General features: G+C 44.2%; 15 protein-coding genes and 2 pseudogenes. 7 read left to right on the top strand and 10 right to left on the bottom strand.

Translation table 11 applies throughout. From position 1 onward, the window contains the following. Positions 1-78: 78 nt before the first annotated feature. Together HUG15_RS04435 and HUG15_RS04430 are read right to left on the bottom strand one after the other, a co-directional pair. Positions 79-276: a hypothetical protein gene (locus tag HUG15_RS04435; protein ID WP_200127367.1), complete on the bottom strand. Its 198-nt coding sequence runs from the start codon at positions 274-276 to the stop codon at positions 79-81. Between the two features lie 71 nt (positions 277-347). Continuing rightward, positions 348-3,545 (bottom strand): DEAD/DEAH box helicase, encoded by a 3,198-nt coding sequence (locus HUG15_RS04430; protein ID WP_200127365.1) that lies wholly within the window; start codon positions 3,543-3,545, stop codon positions 348-350. A gap of 190 nt (positions 3,546-3,735) precedes the next feature. Here HUG15_RS04430 and htpG point away from each other — a divergent pair, with 190 nt between their 5' ends. Beyond that, complete coding sequence (gene htpG, locus HUG15_RS04425; protein ID WP_200127363.1) at positions 3,736-5,610, top strand: molecular chaperone HtpG; 1,875 nt, start codon at positions 3,736-3,738, stop codon at positions 5,608-5,610. Positions 5,611-6,274: 664 nt separating this feature from the next. Then, complete coding sequence (locus tag HUG15_RS04420) at positions 6,275-7,849, top strand: hypothetical protein (protein ID WP_200127360.1); 1,575 nt, start codon at positions 6,275-6,277, stop codon at positions 7,847-7,849. A gap of 146 nt (positions 7,850-7,995) precedes the next feature. On the opposite strand, the gene HUG15_RS04415 is transcribed toward HUG15_RS04420, so the two are convergent. The 3 genes and pseudogenes from HUG15_RS04415 to HUG15_RS04405 form a co-directional block, all read right to left on the bottom strand. After that, positions 7,996-8,235: a hypothetical protein gene (locus tag HUG15_RS04415; protein WP_200127358.1), complete on the bottom strand. Its 240-nt coding sequence runs from the start codon at positions 8,233-8,235 to the stop codon at positions 7,996-7,998. A gap of 170 nt (positions 8,236-8,405) precedes the next feature. Continuing rightward, a pseudogene (locus HUG15_RS04410) lies at positions 8,406-11,311 on the bottom strand (DEAD/DEAH box helicase). A 19-nt stretch (positions 11,312-11,330) separates the two neighbouring features. Then, positions 11,331-11,720: a (deoxy)nucleoside triphosphate pyrophosphohydrolase gene (locus HUG15_RS04405; protein ID WP_200127356.1), complete on the bottom strand. Its 390-nt coding sequence runs from the start codon at positions 11,718-11,720 to the stop codon at positions 11,331-11,333. Positions 11,721-11,909: 189 nt separating this feature from the next. Here HUG15_RS04405 and HUG15_RS04400 point away from each other — a divergent pair, with 189 nt between their 5' ends. Next, positions 11,910-12,467, top strand: a complete 558-nt coding sequence (locus tag HUG15_RS04400) for a hypothetical protein (protein ID WP_200127354.1) — start codon at positions 11,910-11,912, stop codon at positions 12,465-12,467. Between the two features lie 478 nt (positions 12,468-12,945). On the opposite strand, the gene HUG15_RS04395 is transcribed toward HUG15_RS04400, so the two are convergent. Beyond that, entirely contained in the window at positions 12,946-13,380 is a 435-nt protein-coding gene (locus tag HUG15_RS04395) for a universal stress protein (RefSeq protein WP_200127352.1), read from the bottom strand. A gap of 65 nt (positions 13,381-13,445) precedes the next feature. On the opposite strand from HUG15_RS04395, the gene HUG15_RS04390 reads away from it, so the two are divergent. Together HUG15_RS04390 and HUG15_RS04385 are read left to right on the top strand one after the other, a co-directional pair. Beyond that, positions 13,446-14,138 (top strand): GOLPH3/VPS74 family protein, encoded by a 693-nt coding sequence (locus HUG15_RS04390; RefSeq protein ID WP_200127351.1) that lies wholly within the window; start codon positions 13,446-13,448, stop codon positions 14,136-14,138. Between the two features lie 47 nt (positions 14,139-14,185). Further along, positions 14,186-16,903 carry an MBL fold metallo-hydrolase gene (locus HUG15_RS04385; RefSeq protein ID WP_200127349.1) on the top strand — a complete coding sequence of 906 codons (2,718 nt, stop codon included), beginning with the start codon at positions 14,186-14,188 and terminating at the stop codon, positions 16,901-16,903. Between the two features lie 614 nt (positions 16,904-17,517). Here HUG15_RS04385 and HUG15_RS04380 read toward each other — a convergent pair. The 3 genes from HUG15_RS04380 to HUG15_RS04370 all read right to left on the bottom strand — a co-directional run bounded on the left by HUG15_RS04380 (position 17,518) and on the right by HUG15_RS04370 (position 19,927). Continuing rightward, the gene (locus HUG15_RS04380; protein WP_200127347.1) at positions 17,518-19,110 is read right to left on the bottom strand and encodes a long-chain-fatty-acid--CoA ligase; all 1,593 of its coding nucleotides are present in this window, start codon (positions 19,108-19,110) and stop codon (positions 17,518-17,520) included. Between the two features lie 137 nt (positions 19,111-19,247). After that, complete coding sequence (locus tag HUG15_RS04375) at positions 19,248-19,592, bottom strand: hypothetical protein (protein ID WP_200127345.1); 345 nt, start codon at positions 19,590-19,592, stop codon at positions 19,248-19,250. A 77-nt stretch (positions 19,593-19,669) separates the two neighbouring features. Further along, positions 19,670-19,927: a phage holin family protein gene (locus tag HUG15_RS04370; protein WP_200127343.1), complete on the bottom strand. Its 258-nt coding sequence runs from the start codon at positions 19,925-19,927 to the stop codon at positions 19,670-19,672. 235 nt (positions 19,928-20,162) lie between these two features. Here HUG15_RS04370 and HUG15_RS04365 point away from each other — a divergent pair. Next, positions 20,163-21,393 (top strand): annotated as a pseudogene (locus HUG15_RS04365) (MFS transporter). 163 nt (positions 21,394-21,556) lie between these two features. On the opposite strand, the gene HUG15_RS04360 reads toward HUG15_RS04365, so the two are convergent. After that, entirely contained in the window at positions 21,557-22,006 is a 450-nt protein-coding gene (locus HUG15_RS04360; protein WP_246516617.1) for an EVE domain-containing protein, read from the bottom strand. 1,163 nt (positions 22,007-23,169) lie between these two features. On the opposite strand from HUG15_RS04360, the gene HUG15_RS04355 reads away from it, so the two are divergent. Next, positions 23,170-23,316 (top strand): hypothetical protein, encoded by a 147-nt coding sequence (locus tag HUG15_RS04355; RefSeq protein WP_200127339.1) that lies wholly within the window; start codon positions 23,170-23,172, stop codon positions 23,314-23,316. The last annotated feature ends 7 nt before the right edge of the window (positions 23,317-23,323 follow it).

Genomic DNA, 23,323 nt, shown 5'->3' with positions numbered 1-23,323 from the left:
ACCATTATTCTTGCTTGCGGCTTGTTCATGGCGACCGTGGGTGTGGGGGGTGGATCAGTTTCGGGCTCCATGACCCATTCATGGCGACTGAAATCGCGGTGTCAACTCAATTTCGGACTCCATAACCCGCTCATGACGACCGAATTTGCGGGACTCGCTAATTTTCGGGCTCCATAACCCATTCATGACGACCGAAATCGCGGGGATAGCCGACTTTCGGGCTCCATGCCCCACCGGCGCCCAAACGTGTAACGTTCCCCCGTCTTCACCCTCCATGCACCCGATCTCCTGCCCCACTCGTGTCTCTAACGGCCAAGCCCCTCGCCAAACCGGCAAGGGGCTACCTTTCACACGCTCAATAACTCTTTCACATCTTCCGGCCGTAAGCTCGTGAGCTGTTGCTCGCCCGGTTGGATGACTTCTTCCACGAGCGCTTTTTTTTGCTCTTGCATCTCCAGCATCTTTTCTTCAATCGTTCCAGATGTAATCAATTTAATCACCTGAACATTGTTCTCTTGCCCAAAGCGGTGGACGCGATCCGCCGCTTGCTGCTCCACGGCCGGGTTCCACCACGTGTCAAAAAGGATAACGGTGTCGCCGCCGGTTAAATTCAAACCAGTGCCACCGGCTTTCATCGACACTAAAAAGAGGGAGTGTTCCCCTTCATTAAAACGTTCGGTGAGCGCAAGCCGGTCCTTTGCAGGCGTTTGGCCGTCCAAGTAATGATACAACCAGCCCCGCTCGTCAAAAGCCGCCCGGATCATGGAAAGCATCGATGTAAACTGGGAAAAGATGACCATGCGCCGTCCTGAAGCGAGCCCTTCATCCACGTATTCCAATAACCGTTCGAATTTCCCGGATTTATAGCTCTCATCCGGCAAAACAAGCTGAGGATGGCAACAAATTTGGCGCAGCTTCGTTAAACCGGCAAGAATTTGCATGCGCTGTTCCTGAAATTGATCTCCATCGATGGCCGAATCCACATCCTTTGCCAATCGATTGACTTGAGCCACGTAGAGCTTTTTCTGATCATCGGTGAGGTTCGTGTACTGCACCTGCTCGTCCTTTTCAGGCAATTCCGTGAGAACATCCTTTTTCATGCGCCGCAATATAAAGGGGCGCACGCGTTTGGAAATTTCATCGTTTTCCATCGCCTTAAAGGCTTTTTTCGATCCTAAAATGCCCGGAAGGAGCGTATTAAAAATAGAATAGAGTTCGTCAAGGCGATTTTCAATCGGCGTTCCCGTCAGGGCAAACGCGCTGGCTTTTTGTAGCGAGCGTACGGCTTGTGCTGTCTTCGACGCTTGATTTTTGATAGCCTGGGCTTCATCCAAGATCAGGGCATCAAAGGGTTCGGATTGGTAGATATCCGCCTCCCGTTGAATGAGTGGATAAGATGTAATCAGCACTTGCGCTTCCGAACTTTGCTCCAACTTTTTTTGTCTTTCCGCTTTCGGTCCCGCGATAACCACGGTATCCATTTCGGGAGCAAAACGCTGGAATTCTTTTTCCCAATTATAACTCAAACTCGCGGGTGTGATGATAAGCGCCCGCATATTCGGGTTTTCATCCGTCAACGCTTGCAAATACGTAATGGTTTGCAACGTCTTGCCAAGGCCCATATCATCGGCCAATATTCCGCCGAGCCCGAAATGGGATAACGTTTTTAGCCAACGAAAGCCGGTTAATTGGTATTCCCGGAGCGAGGCGTTGATCGCTTCCGGAGGATCAGCATCAACAAAATCCGGCTTTTGGACATCATTCATTAATTGCCGCAAGGAAGCGGACAGCTTAAATGACTGCGCCTTTTCATCCTCCAGGGAAAGTGCCTGATAAAGGGGAACTTTCATTTCTTCTTTCAATGTCCCTTTTTCTGGTGCGAAATGATCAACGGCATTTTTTACGTTCCCGAACTCTTCCCCTTGTAGATGAAGAAAAGCTCCGCTCGGAAGGCGATAATACGTCTGATTCTTTTTTAGCGCTTCAAGCACTTGCTCCACTTCATCGGACGGAATGCCCTCCACGGAAAAAGAAACATCAAGCCAATTTGTTTCCTCGTTCGTTGAAAGGGACACGCTCGGTTTTTTCTCGAGGGGAGCGATCATTTGCCTGACGGTCGCCGTCGTATAAATATCAATATAGTCTTGCAGCAGTGGCAATTCCTCAAAAAGAAACGCGGCCATTTCTTCTTCATCATCGAGCACAAGCTTACCATCCGATTGTGTGAACGGAATTCGATCGAGCAGCGATTCAATCGTTGCCTCTGTTTCCACATCGCGCACAATGATCGCCGTTATATCCTCATCGTGCCCTTGTTCCCCATATGGATTGATCTCCATGTCCCCGTATTGAAACGTTACAAGGGCACTGAGGACTTCTTCGCTATACTCAATCTTCATTTTCGCATTCAACGGATACTGCCGGATCACATCCGTTAACGCTTCATCCATTTCAACCGCCGCGATTTCTTTTAGCTTCGGCAGTACGTATGAACAAAAAGGTTCCATGTCTTCGGGCGAAAAACGAGTCAATGCCCCGCCCCACTCCGAGGTGCTTAGTAGCTTTTGAATAATCGTTGCTTGCTCTTGATTCAATCGACAAAGTTTTTCTCCGTTTTGCACAAGCTGATGATCCGTAGAGAAAAATAGATGGTTTCCTTCCTTTAAATGTAGCTCGACCGCATCTTCGTCCGAACTTTTTTGCAACAAAAATTCAAGCCGTGCGTCGGGGTGGAAGGCATCGACCATGACGGTTTCCGACGCATGCCCCGAAATGATATCGACGTGACGGCCTTCCAGCAACTCGAATAGATCCGGAACCATCAGATCGGGGATGTCGAGTTCACGCTCGTGTCTATAGATGGAATAAGCAGAAGGTTCGCTTTTGCTTATTTTCCATAACAAATCCAACACTTCCCGGTCTTTTTCAGCCAATTGGTGATTTTCCGGTTGATAAGTAAATTTTTTCGTAAAGAAATGGTCTTTCCCCATTTGCACGTCGTCAATAAACCGTTTAATATTTTTTACGACATATGGACGATTCACGCCGGCACGCAGGCGGACTGAAATGTCTTGGACGATACCGGAAAACGGATGGACGTTACAATCCAGCTCATAACGAACATCGAGTGTATCTTTTTCCATGATAGCAGCTGGCTTTTCAGGCTTAAACGCCTCTTTAAAAACATCGATCATTTGATGTCCTTGGCTAGCACCATATTTATGTCCATATTCCTCCGTAGACATCAATTCGTCAAGTTCCAACAAAAACGCGACAAGATGTTTACATATCCCCGCATAGGAATCAAATGCAGGGCAAGAACAGCTTAATCGGTCCAAATCCCCATTGCGTTGAAATATCGCTTGGCATTGATAGCTTCTTGACCCATGGACCGCAGCTTTTGTCGTTTTCTCATGCTGAAAAAAAGACACAGGTCCCACGCGATCATTGTAATAATAATTTTCGCCGCGCGTATATGTCCGCGGGTTGTCCACGGCTTGAAAAATATAATCCGGATGCAAACTATCTTGGTTTATTTTAAACATCTAGGGTTTCCATCTCCTCCACTAACCGCTCTTTTATTCCCATTCTACCACTTAAGCCTGTCTATGATAAAGCAGGGGCCATCCCTTAACAATTTCCAGCAAGCTCTATTGACAAGCAACGCCCAAATGCTAAATAATAAAGTTAGCACTCAAGACCACTGAATGCTAACTTTTTGAAAGGAGCATTTTCATGGCAAAAACAGAATTCAAAGCAGAATCGAAACGATTGTTGGAACTGATGATCAACTCCATTTATTCGCATAAAGAGATTTTTTTACGGGAATTAATGTCAAACGCCAGCGATGCCATTGACAAGATTTATTACCGTGCGTTAACCGATGATTCCTTGACCTTTGACAAAGATCAATACTACATAAAGGTGACGCCTGACAAAGAGAACCGAACGCTGCACATTTCCGATACCGGCATTGGCATGACAAAGGATGAAATGGAAGACAATCTCGGTGTTATTGCCAAAAGCGGTTCGTTGGCGTTCAAAAATGAAACCGAATTGCAAGACGGGCATGACATCATCGGCCAGTTTGGCGTCGGCTTCTATTCTTCGTTTATGGTCGCTGACCAAGTCACCGTCATCAGCAAATCCTTGGATAGCGATGAAGCGTACAAATGGGAATCCAAAGGCACGGACGGTTACTCGATCGAGCCTTATGAAAAAGAAACCGTCGGCACCGACATTATTTTGAAAATCAAGGACAATGGCGAAGAAGAAAATTATGATGATTTTCTTGAAGAACAAGGCTTAAAAACAGTGATAAAAAAATACTCCGATTTCATTCGCTATCCAATCAAGATGGACGTCACCGTGCAGCAACCGAAAGAAGACGACGAGGATGAATACGAAGAGTATCAGGAAGAACAGACGGTCAATAACATGGTACCGATCTGGAAAAAGAACAAAAGTGAATTAACGGATGAAGACTACGAGAATTTTTATGCCGAAAAACGATACGGCTTCGACAAACCGCTCAAGCACATCCATATTAACGTGGATGGATCGATCCGTTACGACGCCATTCTTTTCATCCCGGAAAGCGCACCGCCCGATTATTACACAGCCGACTTTGAGAAAGGCTTGGAATTGTACTCCAGCGGCGTCCTCATTATGAACAAAAGCGCGGACTTGCTTCCGGATTATTTCGGGTTCGTTAAAGGCATGGTCGACTCCGAAGATCTGTCGCTTAATATTTCCAGGGAAATGTTGCAACACGATCGCCAATTAAAAACGATCGCGAAAAACATTAAGAACAAAATTAAAAGCAACCTGCAAACGATGCTCAAAAATGAACGGGAAAACTATGAGAAGTTTTACAATGCCTTCGGACGGCAATTGAAGTTTGGCGTTTACAATGATTTCGGCATGAACAAAGAAGATCTGCAAGATTTGTTGATGTTCTATTCATCTACCGAGAAAAAACTAGTCACGCTGGACGAATATGTTTCCCGCATGCCCGAAGATCAAACGTACATCTACTACGCGAGCGGCGACAGCTATGAAAAAATCGACAAGTTGCCGCAAACCGAATTAGTTGCTGACAAAGGGTATGAGATCCTCTACTTCACCGAAGAAGTGGACGAGTTCGCGATCAAAATGCTCATGAATTACAAGGAAAAAGAATTCAAATCCGTCTCAAGCAGCGACCTCGACATTGAAAACGAAGACGACAATACGGAAGAAGAGGAAAAAGAAAACAAAGAAGTCTTCGCTGCCATGAAGGAGGCGATCTCTGACAAAGTGAGCGACGTACGGGCATCAAAAAGACTAAAATCCCACCCCGTCGTCCTGGCGTCAGACGGCGAAATATCCATTGAAATGGAAAAAGTCCTGCAAAGCATGCCCAATAACCAGGGCATCAGCGCCGAAAAAGTCCTGGAGATCAACGTCAACCATGACGTATTCAAATCCCTGCAAGACGCTTACGACAATGACAAAGACAAATTGGCGCTTTATACCAATTTGTTATACAACCAAGCCCTACTGATTGAAGGCCTGCCGGTGGAAGACCCGGTGGAATTTACGAATGATATGTGCAAGGTGATGGTGTGAGGTTGACTCCCCGGGTGAATGCCCGGGGAGTTTTTCGTGCATCTCACATTTTCGAGCTAATTGCGCTGTCTCAAAGATCTTGGCATACAAGGGATGACTGAAACGCGAAAAGAAATTCCCCCAAAAAGACCTCCAGCATATAAAATGGACCCCAATGCTCAGCATCAGATTAGGTCTTAATATTGGGCTTTGAAGACTCCTTGTGTTGTACAGGATCCAAATGAGTCCTCAGGATCGAGGTTTGCGAACTCATCATGGTTGCCGAGCGCCAACTGAGTCCGCAAGTGCAACAAAACACGATGTGCTCAACATCCTTTTTATTTTTCCATGGGTTTCGCAACAGTTCATAATTATTTTGGGGAACATAAAAACGAATAATCGACGAATAGAAGCGATATTGATCCGTGGAAATGAATGTTGAAGGTAGTACAAAACAAGGCGTGAACCTAGCCCCATTTTTATGCCTATAGCACAAAATGTTCACATTTTCGAAAATATCATACGCCAAATAATTATTTTATGGTATAATGACTAAAAGACCATATGTCTAATCCCCATAGGTTAAAGACCCTTTTATTTCTTAATATTTTTTATATTTATTCGATGGAATTGTTGTGCAACTCCCCAAGCCTGAAAAACAAATCGAAGAAAGGCGGGAAACAAGATGGGCGTCTATATTTTTATGGATATTTTGCCAAATGAGATTGATCCTGACGAATGGGAAGACGTGTATGAAGAATCGTTGCAACTCATTGATGCTTATCCTTTTTTGGATAACACAGTGGACACGGAGACTCACGGCGTCATTTGGAGATACGGGCATCGCGCCAAAGAACTGGAAATGGATTTTGATCACGATTATCGCCGGCAACTCGGGTGGCACGTCTTCGGAGATTATCCCTCCATGCAGTCGGCAGAATCGTTTAGTCTATTCAGGAATCTTGCCTGTTATCGAAAAAAAGCACGGGGTAATGACGGCCACAATGATATTTTGGTCAAATCAATCGAACAAGAAGGAACAGAAATTCCTGTCAACAACGTAACGGTCTTTGGTAACAAGACGCAAGGGTTTCCCTTCCATATCTATTTGCTGGCAATCGCTTGTCTAATAGAAAGCCGCTTCCCTAAACATGCGATGGTTAAAGGCGACATATCCATCGCGCAAATGCAAAAAGCCATTGACTGGGCGAACTCCATTCTTAACAAACCCATTCAACTAACAGAAAGAGCCAATAATGAAAAATTATTGCTTCGCATCAAAGCAATTTTACCAGATGATAACGAGGCCGCGTTGGAAACATTCATGTCCATGACGATGCACGGCGAAGACGTGCATCTCGGAGATGTTATCAGGAAACATTTTCAACCGGAAACAATAAGATTTTATTTTTTAAAAGGATTCAAACATTACAATATCGAACAGATTGGTTTCAAGATGGAACTTAGCCGTTTTTTGAATCTCGGTTTCAGCATCGAAGACGCTTGTGACATCTGTGTGCTGGATGACGATGGTTGCCGGTATGATCCGAAGGTTTTTGCTGAAGCGATTTTGACTATGGAATGGGGCGCCGATGAAAGTAGCAACGAAATCCCTTTGACGTTCAATGATCCCGATGATGAAGAACCTGAGACGGTCGATGCCCAATTTGGAAAAACATTTTTGCGGGCAGCAGGGTTCCAGGAACGTATGAAATCAAACCTTTCATATGAAGACGTCAGCGCTATTTTACAAAAAAAGTTGGGCGATCGTATTGATATAGCGCCTGTTTTGAAAGAGTCTCGGATAGAGCAAAATGAAAATGACGATGAATTGGATGAACTTTTATCGCGTTTCCGTAAGGGCAGCGGCACGGTTCATGATGATAAAACGCGCTACACGATTGAAAACCTTGAAGATCTTCTCCAATGGCGCGAAGGGGATAGCGTTCACCCTGCTATTGAAGAAGGGTTAAAACGATTAAAAGACTTTGTCACAGAAGACTTGGAAAATAACAAGATGAAATATGATCGTTTTCATGACCATGCAGATGATGCAAAGATACGCATGCTCATCAATGCGAATGAATATTTCCTCATACGCGATGAAACATGGCAGCATCTTTTCAATCATTTAGATCATACTCACCTCATGAATACAGTTATCGGCATAATGTCCATTAAAGCTGATGAGGTTACGATTAACAAATATTGTAAAGCATTAATGAATAACATGAATTTATTGAATCGTTATATGTTGTAGATAATATTTTTTGAAATTTGCAAGATTTTTTGAGTGATTGTGAATGGCTGCTCCATTATCACATCCCTTATCTCCATACCATAACATGACAGCTGATAAGCCACTCAAGGATTTACAGCTGTCATGTTTGTTTCACGGTCCATCCTTTAATAACCTGCTCCTTCCGCATCATCTGATAACGTGGTATTTTCCAACATGAAAAGCCCGTTCGGTTGCAAGACAAAATCTTCAACGTTGTCCGAAAGGCCTACGGCAAAATCCGTGTTCACGGTATAAATTTTCGGTGCGTCATTTACGATCTCTCCTTCACTTGTCCCTTCTTCCCCAGTTCTTTCTGTAGGTGTATCAACACCTTCATCTGTATAGGCCATGGTCGTGGCAATCAAACCACAACCCCTACAAACGGCAATAGTTTTTCATATGTGCTGCCCGTCGTGTAGTAATTAATCTTTTCCCATGTTCATTGTAAAATTATTTGATTGAATTCAATCATCTACTTGGGGTGACATGGGGCGACCCGAGACAGTCAAAATCCCTGGGAAAACCCAGGGACCTATTATTCGTCACCCTCCCCGCTAACGAGATAATCATACAAATGACGTTCCACTGGATTTTCCAACAATAAGTTCATGTGAACGACTGGAAGTTTTTTAGCATTTTTATCTAGCATAGACCCTTCTTCCACACTCTTTTTCTCACACGCTGCTTCTCCTAAATAATAAAAGTCTCTACCCTCATCATCATCTTTTTTAACGAATAAGTGTAGGCTAATATTGTTTTCAACAGCGTGAATAATCTCCTGAACTTCCTTTGATGCTAATGTTCGTTGGCTTCTTGTACTCCATCGGAGAACATTTCGATTAAGGAACGCCTCTTGATAACTAATGCTTGCTTCAACATCGTCATGTTTATGATATGTCACGAAAATCGGACAAGTATGGTGTTTCGTTTTGTAACCGTATAAAGTTGAGCTTTCGTCATTTTTCCAATTCAATAACTTACAGGCGTCCTTTCGTGAATATTTTTCATACAACGTTAATCGTTGAGCATTGTCATAGCTTTCGTTTTTTCGCTTTGCGCTTTCAATGATATCGACGAACAATTGGCGAAAATACTCATTTTCATTCAAGCTTGTATGAATTGCATCATTCCATACGTACCGGTTCTCTGTTGATACGTTAATCAGCGGGATTCCACCATATTTTTTTCATCTTTCGCAGAGAAGAAAGACAAATCAAATATTCGTTGCATAGATGCAATCGTGTCATCATCGGACTCCCCTCCCAATTGAATAATCCTTTGACGAAAATCATCAATGTGAACAGAACCGTACTGGAGCATGCGCTCTAATAAAATAACCTCGTGCAATCGCTTTCCGTCTAAAATCTCTAAGGAAAACATCGTTAATACTTGTTCTTCATACGTGGTTAATCCAGCTGTCTCTTCTTTCATTTTTAATAAAAATTGATGATAGTTTTTATGTTTGTTAACGATCACAACTGGGTCAATTGAATGATTCAACATAAAATCATGCAAGAGCGGTGTTCTTCCAATTCGTTTCTTTAGTTCAACGAAAGCTTCATTAAAAATTTTTTGCGCTGTAAGTGTCGCTTTATTTATCGACTTGTAGATCCTCTCTTTTGCAATCTCTTCAAAATTGATAGATGAAACACCTTTGATATAGCTTGTGTCCTTCGTTCGACGTCGAATATTATCTTTATTCTGTGATTGGTCCCCCGATAACGCGACAGGAATTAAATAATTGTTCTCGTAATTACCAATGAAATCAATGATCGTGACAAAGTCCTTGGATTCATGCTTTCGAAGACCTCTTCCTAACTGTTGAATAAAAATAATACTGGACTGAGTTTCGCGTAACATAACGACTTGATTTACAGCTGGGATATCCACACCTTCATTGAAAATATCAACAGTGATTAAGTAATCAAGTTCCCCATTTTCTAACGACCTGACGTAATGCTCCCGTGATTTTTGAGCAGCCTCCCCTGTCAAAGCTTGTGTTTTATAGCCATGTTCATTCAGTTGAGCAGACAGCTCCTTCGCCTCACCTCTTTTACTGCAAAAAATCAAACCTCTTACTTTATCTCCAGAAAACCCATAGTATTGGACTTTGTCTATAAGATGGTGAACCCTTTCATCTGAGACAAGTTTCGAAGTAAGTGTCACGTCATCAATAGTAGCTCCATTATGTTCCAAATCGGTAACACCAAAATAATGAAAAGGACAAAGCATATCTTCTTCAAGAGCTTCTTGAAGGCGAATCTCGTAAGCGACATTATAATCAAATAGAGCATACAGATTATAGTCATCTGTTCGCTCTGGCGTTGCCGTCATACCAAGGAGGAATTTCGGGTTGAAATAATTGATAACATCCTGATACGATTTGGCACCGGCTTTATGTACTTCATCAATTAAAATGTAATCAAAAGCTTCTGGGTCAAACGCTTGTAAAATACTGTTTTTTACAAGCGTCTGCACAGTTGCAAAAATATATTTCCCGTCAACTTGTTTAGAAGAACCTGTCATAACTCCAAAATCTTTATCACAACCTCCTAATATCCTTTGAAAATCATCTTTCGCTTTTAATAATATCTGTTCCCGATGGACAATAAACAGCATTCTTCTTGGGTTGAAAGACCTTACATCAAAACCGGCAAGATAAGTTTTTCCCGTGCCCGTGGCTGAAATGATTAACGCTTTATCATGCCCCGCATTACGAACTTGCTGAATTCCATCTAGCGCAGCAGTTTGCATTTCATTTGGTTCTATTTCAAGAGATTTTCTTACCGAGTTTGTTTGATATAACCCAGGCAACTCCTGTACTTTATTAACTTCGTTTTGAAAATTGGGCGGCTCATATGCTTGCTCATATGTATCAATCCAAATCTCAGTTAACGGATGAGCTTCCTCCCAAACCTCCTCAAATTGATTCATGAAGTGGTAAATAATCTCACCATTTCCGTGAGATGTCAATTTGATGTTCCACTCATGATTTACCTTTAATGCTGTTGCAGTTAAATTGGAACTCCCAACAATTAGAGAATAATGATCTTTACGTTCGAAAATATAGCCCTTAGCATGGAATCCTTCAACATCAGTCAATCTCACTTCTACATTCTTTAGCTTCAATAATTCCTTAAAAACCTTGGGTTTGTTAAAGCTTAGATACGTGGAAGTTAACATCCGGCCCTTTATTCCTTTGAGCTGCAAATCAAACAACTGTGATTTAAGTAAAGCAAGGCCACTTTCCGTTATAAAAGCGACCGAAAATAGGAATGAATAACTACTATTGAGTTCTGCAGTTAGCGATGTTACAACATTTTCGTTTGTCTTTGTATTATTCACAAGTAGCTGAGGTTGATAGCTTCCTGACTTGTAATACTGTTGATCTATGAATCCTCTATGTAATGATCTCTCCAAGTTTTCAATAAAATGTTCCATAATTAGCATCACACTACTATTACTGATTTTTTATTTTATCAATGGCGGGGATGTCTGCTGGCGCCCAATCTAAAGACGAAAGTTCTGATCGATGCAGCCATTCCATCGCAACATGTTCAGTTAATATAGGCGTCCCTGCGACGAGACTACAATAAAAAGTGCTTAAGTGCACAACGCCAAAATCATATTCGTAAACCGTCGTATCAATGTGGGCACCAATGTTAATCTTACAGTTCATTTCTTCAGTAATTTCCCGGTGCAACGCTTGCTGTGGTGTCTCGCCTTTCTCGATCTTGCCTCCGGGAAATTCCCATTTTAAAGGAAGTGTTTTTGTGTCACCTCTTTGCGCACATAAAATCTTGCCATCCTGCTCAATCACTGCGCCAACAACGTGAATATTCTTTTTCATTTGCTCCTCCGATCATGTTTAACAATCATTGTAACAACTTTTCTTAAATCTAACATCAATAATTCTAAGTACTATAGCCACTGTAATCGATAGTTACAGATCTCCCTTATTTTAGCATAATAGTGTTTTCAGGTAGAATACTAAATAATATTGCAATTCACGGACAAAAAATAGAGGGGGTGATTTCTGTTGAAGAAGTTTTCATTAGCAATAGCTATTGCTTTCGTTTCTTCGTTGGGTTTAATGGCTTGTTCGCCTGTGGAGCAAGAGGAGCAGACTGAGGAAGAGAACCAGAATAACAATGAGTCTGAAGATGTTGCTGAGGAATCTGATAATGATGCCAATGACGATGATTCATCATCATTCACGAACGTCATTGCAAAACTTGATGAATCTGAAGTAGAGGACGGTATAAAAGCATATGCCGAATCTATTGCCGAGGATGATGATGAAGATGAATTGGAAGCGTTCACCATTGAAGCTGAAACAGAGACTTATGAGGAATTAGCGTCCCTCGAAATTGATAATGAAGCACAGGAAGCTGTTTTAAAAGAAGCCTTTGACCAATATGGTTATGATTTTAATGGGATTAAATTTTATCATCGTGTGCAAATGGAGGCTTACGAAGAAATCCAGGAGCTTGAACTTGACAATCAAGGCGAGGAGATTCTGGAAGATGCCAAATCAAGCTATGGACATGACTATGACATGATTCTTTTCGTATTGGAAGAGGAACTACAGGATTAATTCACACTCAATGCGGTTCCATGGCAATACACTAAAAAGACCGAAGGTGCTGTCCCACCAACGGTCTCCCAATAGAACGCCATCCTGCAGAGATATGCGTTCACTTTTGAAGTGAAGTGGTTACCTAGAGAATCCAGATCTCAGGGGTAGCTGCTTTTTCTTTCTACTGTATCGACTGATGCAATATTATGTTACACACCATCGCGCAATCCATAGCTTCGTTATTTCCCTTTGCATACAACTTCTCGGATGTTGCAAGAAAAACATTAAGTCTATTATCTGATATTTTGCTTGAGTGTAGTGAGGTCCCTTTAACGCTTTGTTGTATTTAAGGCTTGCATTCAATTGGTAAGCATCTTTTTTCCTAACACACATGTTTCTGTGATAATATTGGTTCTTCGTTTTCGATATAAAGCGTTTATTTCTTACAATGTTTTCACCCTCATTCTTTAGCTTCGATAACTGAAATCTGGCATTTTCACTCCCCTACCCCACTCTTAACCGTAAACACATCACACGGCGCGTGCCTGACGCATGCTTCTGCCACACTTCCGATGAGCATGCGTTCGAAGGCGTTGCGTCCGGTAGAGCCGGTGATCAACAAATCAATGTTATACTCAGATAATAAATTCCTGGATAGTTTGACACGTGGGTTGCCGGAACTGAGAATGGTTTGGACATTTTTCATTCCCGCTTGAACAGCCTTATTTTTGTATTTTTCCAACATTTCTTTCGTCTCGGAATCAGTAAAGACGCCTTGCTGGTTATAGGCATGCGACGAAAAATTACGAAGATCAATCACATGGGCAATGAAAAGATAAGCATCGTGAAGCTTAGCCATTGCAATCGCTTTTTCCAGGGCCTGTTCAGACTGGACAGATCCATCAACGGCTACTAGAATTTTTTTATACATTCTCACTCCCCCTTTTGGTAATTGTACCCGATTTATCACCAATTAAATCGAAAGGAGCGACATTTATGCCAACGTTAGCCGAACAACTGCTGCTCACCGCCATTAACCCTAAAAATGGAAGGCCTTATGCACGAAGCAGCAACGCCTTGCCCTACAGCCTTAGCGGTGCGTTTCTTGCTGAATTGATGCTGCGTGCCAATGTCGAGTTACGGAAAAAGAAAATCGTCGTCATTAATGATCAAGCTGACCATCCATTGCTTCAGGAAACAATCGTGATGATTCAGAAACAGAAAAGACCGATGACGCCCAAGCACTGGGTGTCAAAACTCAAGTCAGAATTCAAACAGATACAAAAAATTGTCGCGCAACATTTGGAAAACGATGGTCAAATCACGATCGAAGAAAAAAAGATCTTGGGGCTATTCACTAGCCAAAACTATCAAATAAACGATCCCAATCACCTTGGACATTTACGAGATTCGTTTACGGAAATCCTCCATAAAGGGGAAGCGGGCACCCCGTTCAATCAAGGAGACGAGCGCTATATTGTGCTTTTGTCACTCATCGAGGCAAGCAAATTGCTTTCCATTGTTTATCCGACCGGCAAAGAAGCACAAGCTGCCCAGAAACAGCTCAAACACGTCAATAAAAATCTCCCGGTTTCCAAGGCGGTGAAAGAAACGATTCAGGCTATTGAAGTAAGCGTCATCGCGGCCATAGCGGTAACGACAACTTCATCGAATCAATCGAATTCTTAAGCCGAAGCGATCCGGTGAATATGATAGACTGGTAGAGAGGTGATCAAATGAACGTAACCGTCCTTGGGGGAGGTAACGAGGTCGGCGCTTCCTGCTTGCATATTGAGATGGCGGAAACGTCAATCTTAATTGACGCGGGGATGCGCATGCAGGGCGAACAATTATTGCCGGCGCTCGGGATGCTTGAAGATTTGCCGCGACCGCAAGCGATTCTCGTTACCCACGCGCACGCCGATCATATCGGGGCGCTACCCCTTATACATAAGCTTTTTCCGGAAGCACCGATATACGCAACAGCTCCTACGATCGCGCTTATGCGTATCATGATGAAGGACTCGTTAAAAATTATCGAGGAACGCAGCCGACGGGAAGAAACGATACCGCCATACTCTGAAGACCAGGTCGAAGCGCTGCTCGCTGCCATGCTAGAGATTCCCGCGAATAACACGCTTCGCATCGGAGAATTGCGCATTGAAAGCCATCAAGCAGGCCATATTCTGGGCGCGGTGATGTTCTCGCTAATGGGTGGGGGCGCGGAACTGCTCGTCTCCGGCGATCTTAGCTTTAAAGCCGGGAGGACGATTTCCGGCGCCAATGTGCCGCGCCATTTAAAGCCTGATGTCGTCATCATGGAGTCTACCTATGGGAACCGGGCCCACACGGACCGCCACACCGAAGAAAAACGGCTTGCCGAACACGTGGCAGAAGTTATCGCCGGCGGTGGTTTTGCGCTTGTACCTGCGTTTGCGCTCGGTCGCGCCCAAGAAGTATTACTCGTGCTGCAAGATTACATGGATAAAGGATTAATTCCCGAGTTTCCGATCTACGTCGACGGTCTCGTGACACCAGTGAGTCGCGTATACCGCCAATACCCGCAATTTTTAAAAGGAAACCTTGCCCATCGTGTTTATCGGGAAGGGGATGTTTTCTTAAAAGAAGGACGTTGTCAAGCGGTTCATCCGAAGGAGCGCGAGGCGATCTTGCAAGGCAAGCCTGCCTGCATCGTGGCGTCTTCCGGCATGCTGACCGGAGGCGCGAGCAGTTGGTACGCGGAGCAACTCATCGGAAACGATAAAAACGCTGTGCTTCTCACTGGCTATCAGGATGAAGAAAGTCCAGGGAAAGCGTTGCTGGATGTTGCGGAAGGAAAAACGGAGGAACTTTCGATTAACGGAACGCCTTATGAAGCAAAAGCCCGCATTAGCAAGTACGGCCTGTCTGCTCACGCCGATGCTTCGGAAATGCAATTGTTCATTCAGCAGTTGGCACCGACGCATACCCTTCTCGTTCACGGTGATGACGACGCGCGAACAGCTTTGTCCGACTTGCTAGACGAACGGTACAGCCCTACCCTCGTTGAAAACGGAGACAACTATCCGTTTGAACTCCGTGATTCGAAAAAAGGCATCAAAGGCAAACGTTATAAACCAAACAAGGAACATGAGGCGTTGCGATCCTTAAATGGGCAATTTATCCTTTATGAACCCGAAGACGATGACCCGCTCAAAGTAGCCCTGTGCACTGGCGTTCATCCGAAAACGAACGTTTTGTTTTCGCAAACGCTCAAAGGAAAGCCTGTAAAAATTCAACCTCACCAACTCATACAAGCCTTAGGGCAAACAACGCGCACAATTGACGACGTCCGGGAGTCGCTGCAGCCGCTGCTTGATTTTAATCGCCAAGAAATGAAAGCTTTACAATGGAGCCACGCGCCTGAAGGAATCTACACATTTCAAGGTTTGTTACGTCATGTCGCCGTACATGATTCACTCGAAGAACGGCTCGTATTAGCCCTCGCTTTACAGGCGCTACCTACTGAACATAAAAGAGACGGGCAATCGGGACAAATAGAATACAAACTTGATGATGATTTTATGGCTCAGGCGCAACATGGAACGCTACCTATGCAGGGTAGGAAAATGAACGCGGCGAAGGCAATGGATATTGCGCGGGGAGCCCTAGCGGATGAGCCTGATTTCACACGTTGTGGGGCCGATCAGTTAGGGGAAACACTGACGCTCTACTTCGCTTTTCCGGATGCTTACACGGATAAACAAAAAGAACGAATGACCTCATCCATCGCCGATCAAACAGGTTGGGAGGTTGTCATTTCCCCTTCAACAAGGCAAGATTTGCTGTTTCAGGTACTCTCAGACCTTACCGAGAACGGCGAACCCGAAAGTTTCTCCCTCCACTTACAAGAAAAAACCGTTCGCGCAACCCTCCCGGAAACTAGCGATGTCATGGAAATCGCCGAACGATTCAAGCAGCGTACCGGTTTTTATTTTCAGGAAAAAGGTTCTGAAGCAGCTGGTCCGACGCAATCGAACGATCTCTTTAAGGTCACGGATCGAAGCGTGCGGATGGAAAATAATGAAGCAAGGGAGGAAACGAAGCGCTGGGCGGAGGATCGAGACATCACGCTCTACAAAATCAGTTTCAAAGGCCAGGGCGACGACAGCGTGTTGGAAGTGCACTTTATTTCACCGGAAGTGGCCAAGCGGCATGAGGTTGATCTGGAGGAACTTTCCTATCGAACTGGTTTTCCGGTCACGTATGCCGAAAACCCGAAACAAAATGAAATTATAAAAGAAGCCGTTGCCCGCATACCCGCGTCGTGGGCGTTAAAGAAAAACCCCTCGATTCATCGTGAACAGAGCATCCTTGGTTTAAAAGTAGGCGAAGCAACCGATCCGGATGAAGCACAAAGGGTAGAAGACGCAATTCTACAAGCGACCGGGTATGGGATCGAATTGAAGCGTTAATCTTTTAGTTGGACAAGAAGTCAAATGCATGGTAGTTTTCGGTCAAAGGAACAGTGAACCTGCTCTGAGTCACGCGGTTGCTGTTCTGTTCTTTATCGCTAAAACTACTCCATCTGATTTTAGATTTCCTCCTTTAAGTTATCATACCCATTTTGAGAGGGGCGGGACATCACTCTGCTTTTCCTTGTTCCTCTCGGAGCAACTCGTTGTCCGGCTCAGGGATTGCTTTGCTTCCCTTGTTCCTCTCGGAGCAACTCGACCTCCGCCTGAGGGATTACTTTGCTCTCCTTGTTCCTCTCGGAGCAACTCGATCTCCGCCTGGAGGATTACTTTGCTCTCCTTGTTCCTTTCGGATCAGCTCGATGTCCGTGCGAGGGATTACTTTGCTTCCCTTGTTCCTCTCGGATCAGCTCGATGTCCGGCTGAGGGATTACTTTGCTTCCCTTGTTCCTCTCGGATCAGCTCGATGTCCGGCTGAGGGATTACTTTGCTTCCCTTGTTCCTCTCAGACCAGTCTACTTCGAAGCCGATCAATTTTTTCACTAAAATATTCCTAATGCTCACGCACGAAAATGAGCCTTCTCCCCTTTTGGGAAAAAGGCTCCTCATAGACCCTAATTAACTTTTTTCGCTCCTTGCCAATGCTCTTCTCTTAAACGAAATTTTTGCAACTTCCCGGTTGCCGTTTTCGGCAAGCTTTCCACGAATTCGACAGCTTTCGGCGCTTTAAAGTGAGCGAGGTTCTCGCGGCAAAAAGCAATCACGTTTTCTTCGGTCACACGGGTATCCGGTTGCCGGACAACGACGGCTTTCGGAATTTCGCCCCATTTTTCATCGGGAACAGCTATAACGGCTACATCCATAATATCCGGGTGTTTAAACAGCACGCCTTCTACCTCTGTGGAAGAAATATTTTCACCGCCGGAAATGATTAAGTCCTTTGCCCGGTCACGGATTTCAATAAATCCATCCGGATGGGTAACCGCCAAATCACCGGTATGGTACCAACCATCACGTATCGCTTCCTCTGTTTTTTCCGGAGCCTTGTAGTATCCTTCCATGACAACGTTCCCGCGGGTGACAATTTCGCCTAATTCATTTCCGTCCCAATTTACTTCTTCTCCGTCCTCACGAACCACTTTCGTCTCCCCGTTAAACGCAAGTTCAATGCCCTGTCTCGCTTTTATGGCCGCTTGTTCCTCAGCCGGTTTATCGTCGAATTCTTTTTTCCATTCACAATAAAGAATGAAAGGAGACGTTTCCGTTAAACCGTAAACATGTATCATGTCCAATCCTAAAATGTCTTGGGCTTTCTGGATAAGAGCTGCGGCCGGAGGCGCACCTGCTGTTGCCATCCGCGGCTTCGTTGCGATGTCGATTTCTTTTGCTTTTGGATCATTGACGAGCATATTAATGACCGTTGGAGCACCGCATAAAAGAGATATATTTTTATTTTCAAACAAATCGAGAATGTGCGGAGGATCGACTTTCCGAAGACATACATGGGTAGCCCCCGCTGCTGTTATCGCCCAAACACCGCCCCAACCATTAGCGTGAAACATCGGCAACGTGTGCAAATAGATATCATCGTGCCGAACGTTTAAATGATACATAAAATTGGCGGCATTCATGTAATTCGCGCGATGAGTAAGCATGACGCCTTTCGGTTTGGACGTCGTCCCACTCGTATAATTCAAGGTTAGGAGTTGGTTTTCATCGATGGCCACTTCGGGAGGCGCGGCATCTGATGGAACGGACCGGATAAATTCCTCATATACGATCCCATCTAAGTAATTAGAATGCCCTTCTACAGAGATAATAATGATTTTTTCCAATGATAGCTTTTCCCTGATTTCCTCAATTGGCTCCGTGAACGCTTCATCGACGATCAGCATTTTCGCATCGCTATGATTAATGATATATTCCAGATCTTCCGCGGATAATCGGTAATTAAGCGGCACCATTGCCGCACCCAACTGGCAAATACCATAAAAACTCTCGAGCATATAGTGGGTATTCGGAATCATAACGGCAACGTGATCGCCTTGTTGGATACCTGCTTCATTCAAAGCTACGGAAAGCCGGTCAGTACGCTCCCCGAATTCCTTATAGGTAAACTGCTTTTCTTCATCAATGACGGCTATTTTTTCCGGATAATACTTGATCGCCCTTCGCTTCCAGTCCAAAGGGGTGAGAGAAGCTAACATCAGCATGCACTCCTTTTCTTTCAAGCTCGTTCCACTTTTATCATAACACATTATCATTTGAAAAAAATAAATTTTACATCGAAGAAAAAACCGATTTTCACTTTGTTACTATGAAGATCGGTTTTTTATTAGACAAACTACACTTGTGATACATCATCCATATGATTTTCATAATTCGACCCTTGTGTATCGACGTCACGAACCGTCATAACCAAACCGCCAAACTTCCCCGCGAACAAATTATAGATGAGTGTGACGAGCGCCGTAATTCCAAAATATAGACCGACATAAAAAATGACTCCGATTAGGAAAAGCGGCAAGCCGATAAGCCCCATTGGACCTTCCAGGACCGTTATAAATAACGACCAAAAAATCACAAAAATTCCGGACAAAGCAATCGGGATCACCAAGAAATAGCTCGTTGCCTTCAAAACACTTGGAATCGTTAATTTTCGAATTTCGATTTGTTTCTCTCGTTCCAATCCCACCACCTCCTCTCGCTTCCAATTTTTCATCGAAGAAAATTCCCACCAATAATGATGGGAAAGGTCTTGATAGTTTACATAAACATTAAAGCTCCAAGGACTGCGTTAATCAACGTTAGGATAAATGTAATTGCCCCAACCACGATCCCAGTAATTGCTGCCCATCGATTCGCGGCTTTTAAACTGAGCGCACCCAAAATGATCGCCACAATGCCGATCGGGAAGCCCAAGATCGGGATTAACCAAAAAATTAAGTTTACAAGTCCCAATATGAAGGCAGCAGTCGCCATGCCGCTTTTCGGCTTACTTTCGACAGCTGTTTGATTCTCCATCACTATCCCCCTCATTCCTTACTGTAACCAAAATATACTGCTTGTTAATAATAAAATCACACATTTTACTTATGAAGTCAATTCATTTACCTTTTCCCTTCTAAAATATAGACTTTTGTTATAGTACATCTACTTTATTTTTTCGATTCACAATATTTGTATTCCCCCCATTCCTATGCCATGATTAAATGAATATTTCTTTTTTAGTGAAATGGTGATCAATATGGCAATGAACATGGGTACGACCCGACCGTCGGCGCTCCCTGAACCAACGATGTATCGCATTCTCATTGTGATTGGATTTGTGCATTTATTAAATGATTCGATTCAAGCGGTTGTTCCCGCGATGTTTCCCATATTGGAAGGTTCCATGGGGTTGACCTTTACGCAACTGGGGATTGTTGCCTTTGCCTTGAACGCAACAGCTTCACTTGCGCAACCGCTTGTCGGTTGGTACACCGATCAAAGACCATCGCCCTATGCATTGCCGATCGGATTATGTTTTACATTTGTCGGCGTCCTCGGGCTCGCGATCGCGCCCTCTTTTTGGTTTATCGTCGCCTCCGTTATTTTCATCGGCATCGGTTCAGCAACGTTTCACCCCGAAGGGTCGCGCGTGGCGAACATGGCAGCAGGCGGACGCCGCGGGCTTGCCCAATCGATTTATCAAGTTGGCGGCAATGGCGGGCAAGCCTTGGCACCAGTGATTACCGCGCTCCTGCTCGTTCCCCTCGGCCAAATTGGCGCGCTTTGGTTCACAATCGTTGCTGCTATTGCAATTGGATTATTAGTATACATTGCCCGCTGGTATGCCAAACAAAACCCGGTAACCAAGAAGAAAACGAAAAAAATGACCGGAGAGCAAGCAAAAACGAAGCATCCGGCCCGCAAATTGTTGATGTTTTCCATTGTGTTGCTCGTATTTCTTGTTTTTGCCCGTTCATGGTTTCAAGCTGGAATGACAAATTTTTACGCTTTTCATTTGATTGAAAACTATGGATTGACGATTCAGGAGGCGCAAATTTACCTGTTTATTTTTTTGGCTGCAGGTGCAGTCGGCACGTTTTGCGGTGGACCGCTTGCCGATCGGTTGGGCAAACGCAATGTAATCATGATGTCTTTTCTGGGAGCAGCGCCGCTCACGATGGTTCTGCCGCACGTCCCGTCTTTTTTGCTTTATCCGTTACTCGCCACTCATCGGTTTTATTATCATTTCCAGTTTCGCCGTTTCTGTCATATACGCCCAAGATTTATTTCCGGGAAGCATCGGCATGGCATCGGGGCTGATCGTAGGGTTGGCATTCGGGATGGGGGCTGTCGGTTCCATCGGACTCGGAGCATTAATGGATATGGTCGGCGTAACCAATACGATGATCTTCATCGGCGCCCTCCCATTACTTGGAGTTCTCACCATATTTCTGCCGTCTGATCAACGGTTAGCAACTATCCATGAAGAGGGGGGTTGAATAAGAAGAGGGAAGGAAGAGGGGAATATTTCCATAGAGTGTCTTATGGCGACGAGAATGAGGGCGATTTCCCCGGTTAGGGCCTCATGAAAGCTTTATGATGACCGAATCAATGCGGGCAACTGAATTTCGGTCTTCATGTACGCTTCATGGAGGCTGGAGGTCATGATAAATACGCTGCCGATACAGTATCTCCCTCTTCTTCCAGTCTGTTTTTTACCCACTGCACAAACGCGTCATGAACATGAAAAAGTGTTCCCCGATTTCGCAAACGTCCTGCCTCAGTGCCTCGGTAAATGGGATCATTTTTAAATTCATCGTAATGAATGATCTGTTGGAATTCAGCAATTCCCCTAACGGTGATACCATCATCATTGAAACCTTCCTCCACCTCTGCCACGCCGACCAATCCCCTCTTTTCACTGCCGCTTCGGTAACATAAAATCAAATCCCCATCCCAAGCCATTCTAAAGTTACGTGGCAATCTTCTCATTCCCCAAAAAACAGGCGCCTGACTCGTTAATATATGCTCCCAGCGGAAGGTAGCAGCTGTATCAGAAGCAACCATCAACCATGTTTGTCGTTCAGCCGTATCCATCATCATCAACTCCATGCTCAACTTTATTTCTCCCAAATTTTCTCATACTTTCTATCATAGATGACAAAACGAAAACAGGCCGCCCGACTGATTTTGACATTACAATAAGAGGTGTAAACTTATCAGCAGACGCCAGATTTATTGTCGTTTGATCATGACAATGCCCGGTCTCCTGAAAAAAACGATATCAATGAGGAAGGAAAAATCGTCGATTTATCAGTTGCTTTTGTCGGGGATGCCTTACCAAAAAGATTTCTATGCTGTTACCCACGAGTCGATAAAAAACTTTGTATGGATCTGATTTTCCGACAGATATTAATACCATTCTCAGATCAACTGGCATATGACGAATAAGGACTTGATGAACAGGAAAATAATGAAAATCTTGTAGATCCCATGGTTTTTTGTTCCTCTCAGAGTAGCCCGACTTCCTCCTGAGGGATTACTTTGCTTCTCTTGTTCCTCTCAGACCAGCCCGACTTCCTCCTGAGGGATTACTTTGCTTCTCTTGTTCCTCTCAGACCAGCTCGACTTCCTCCTGAGGGATTACTTTGCTTCTCTTGTTCCTCTCAGACCAGCTCGACTTCCTCCTGAGGGATTACTTTGCTTCTCTTGTTCCTCTCAGACCAGCTCGACTTCCTCCTGAGGGATTACTTTGCTTCTCTTGTTCCTCTCAGACCAGCTCGACCTCCGGCTGAGGGATTACTTTGCTTCTCTTGTTCCTCTCAGACCAGCTCGACTTCCTCCTGAGGGATTACTTTGCTTCTCTTGTTCCTCTCAGACCAGCTCGGCTTCCTCCTGAGGGATTACTCTCCCAAGTGTCCGATGTTACGGCGCTTGCTGCACTGCAAACCGGCGATTTGAGCTATCAGAATTTCTGAAAATACCACTAACGCCTTAATATTTTATTAATTTCATCTTCAGACAATATAGGATTATCACCTTCCAGCGCCTGCAACAATTTCTTTTCTTCGTGGGGAACCTTCACATCATAATATCCTTCATAATCTGCATTTTGTCCCTTCCATTAACAAAAACCTCCGATCAGCGCTGTCTCATTGTGTCCTTGACCTTCCTATGTTAACTTTTGACCCTTTTGCACCATGATTTTTAATGAAGTTTCCTTTAAAATATTGTTAGCGCATTATACCATAATAAAACGTCAAGGAGGACGTAAAATGGATCCGCTCACGCTCATCATTATTATCATAATGGTCATCTTTTTCTTTCCGGTCATCATGCGGGGCATCGGCTGTTTACTTCGAACAATCTCGATCGTCATACTCATCGTCGGCGCATTGATTTTGCTGGGGATATTTCTCTGACCGAGTG

Origin of the sequence: Salicibibacter cibarius, assembly GCF_016495725.1 — a bacterium.
GTDB classification, from domain to species: domain Bacteria; phylum Bacillota; class Bacilli; order Bacillales; family Marinococcaceae; genus Salicibibacter; species Salicibibacter cibarius.
Note: the sequence above shows the minus strand (reverse complement) of the source record. Positions and strands in the feature narration are given on the sequence as shown.